The 1,297-nt window shown below is 37.5% G+C and carries 1 protein-coding gene; it reads right to left on the reverse strand.

The features are described 5' to 3' along the window. Positions 1-334: 334 nt before the first annotated feature. Positions 335-1,009, reverse strand: a complete 675-nt coding sequence (locus BI291_RS00410; RefSeq protein ID WP_074495297.1) for a hypothetical protein — start codon at positions 1,007-1,009, stop codon at positions 335-337. Positions 1,010-1,297: the final 288 nt, after the last annotated feature.

The following is a 1,297-nucleotide window of genomic DNA, read 5'->3' on the forward strand; positions in this document are numbered from 1 at the left end:
ATTCAAGTAACAAAGAGCAGGAGGCGTTTAGTTGAACCCTTAGGGCTGTATCTGTTTGGCATTTCTACTGTGTTAACGCTTGACTGGAGTAGAATAACTACACAGCGCAAGTGTTGCCTTGTATAAATACCAAACAAATTGCGGCAAAAGTAAACATGAAAGATCAACACGCTCTAATAAACAAAGCGTTATATAGAATAAAAAATGTCTTAAGCGACCTAACACCAGTGCTGGTAAAGTAAAGTCATTTCCAACGACAACGACTTGGCGTAAGCATATTAAACAAATAAGAGGAGCAGGTTACCGACCCTTTTTCACTTTTTTCTTATCTTATTTACCTTTTATTTCTTTTTCGAAATTTTTCAGGGCAATGGGCATTATAGCCAGCAAACTCAGCAATAAACTGTGCTGTGGTAACATTCGTTTGCTTAATCACATTGGTAGATGCAACAACATTAAACGGTCTACCGAAACAATAGTTTTTACTTGACACTTTCAACCCTGAATCAATTTCTTTATATGCCATCTTCGATGAAGTGTCTTGTGTTTTCAATACTTCTATCTGAGCTTGATCAATACTTGCGCCATAAGCGGCTTTGAGCTGAGCAGGTTGCTTTTGCCACTCATCAAGACTAACCACATCGAATACGCGATCTTCAAACGATAGATGATAAATCGTATTACCAACAGCTTTAACGACAAATCTCTGTGATTGCATAAGGTTAGATGGGTTCTGATAAGTACATGTTCTTTCCCAACGAGCAAAGGTAGTTGAGTGTCCCCTTGTATTTTTAGGTATATCCAATCGCTGACATTGCCAGTTTTTACCTTTAGTGGCGATCATGTTATCGATGTCACTTTTAGTGCTCATCATCGACACGCCCATAATGTTAGAAAGTTTTGCTAAATCAGGCTGTGAAAGTACATTACCATTTTTATCAACAAGTTCACCTAGCGCGGTGAAAGGCAATGACGTAACTAGAGCGAACAAAATCGTGTTTATTTTCATGATTATCCCTCATCAATATTAAAGTAGTGAGTAACGTAACGTCCCTAAAATTAACTGAGGCTGAATGCCACAGACGGAATTCAATATTTTGCTAGAGAATTCCGTCTTTTTCAAATTTTTCAATTCTACTTATAAAGAGTACTACGACCATAGTGCGAAGTTGACATCAATATAATCAAACTGCTTTTATTGGATTAAAAAATGTATCGCATTTACAATTTCATCTGGGCGCTGAAACACCGCCATGTGGTCACTATTAGTGAGAGGAATATATTGCCCTAATGATTG

It is taken from the genome of Thalassotalea sp. PP2-459 (assembly GCF_001913705.1).
Taxonomy (GTDB): Bacteria; Pseudomonadota; Gammaproteobacteria; order Enterobacterales; family Alteromonadaceae; genus Thalassotalea_C; species Thalassotalea_C hakodatensis.

Excerpts from the sequence above, each read along its gene's own strand:
- BI291_RS00410 (WP_074495297.1), bottom strand. The coding sequence starts at position 1,009 with ATGAAAATAAACACGATTTTGTTCGCTCTAGTTACGTCATTGCCTTTC.